The sequence below is a fragment of the Pseudophaeobacter profundi genome (assembly GCF_029697505.1).
Classification (GTDB): Bacteria; Pseudomonadota; Alphaproteobacteria; order Rhodobacterales; family Rhodobacteraceae; genus Pseudophaeobacter; species Pseudophaeobacter profundi.
The window spans coordinates 1-419 of record NZ_JARJEF010000086.1 but is presented as its reverse complement, the minus strand read 5'-3'; the positions used below and the strand labels follow the sequence as shown (position 1 = coordinate 419).

The window sequence follows — 419 nt, the reverse complement described above, 5'->3', positions numbered from 1 at the left end:
ATCAAACTTGACCACTTGCTTTGAAGATATAAATACTAAATACAAGAATGTCACTGATGAGTACTGCATGCAGTCTGTCGAGATGGATGTAGAGCAAACCATTTCTGACAGTGAAAACGAATTGGCCGCCTGCGGCAATATGACACACAGCATGGAACTGGTCCAACCCTTAGTCGAGCAAGCTGTGGAAGCCATTAAAAGTCTAAATGACACCGTTGACCAAATGATTTCATCGGGATCTGCTTGTACGAGGTACTCGAAAAACCCCAATCAGGAACTGAAGTGTTTGAACTCGATAACCAGCAAATACAGTAAACAGTGGAATAGTGTCACATCTCTTGTACAAGAAGCATACTACAAGGTGTCAGGATTGGATTTGCTCCTGAATGCTGAAACATCTGGCTGTAAAACTGCTGAAA

1 protein-coding gene is annotated in these 419 nt (G+C 42.2%); it reads left to right on the top strand.

All coding sequences use genetic code 11. The features are described 5' to 3' along the window. Positions 1-67: 67 nt before the first annotated feature. The coding region (locus P2081_RS20385) for a hypothetical protein (protein ID WP_278924617.1) at positions 68-419 on the top strand (352 nt) is incomplete at its 3' end.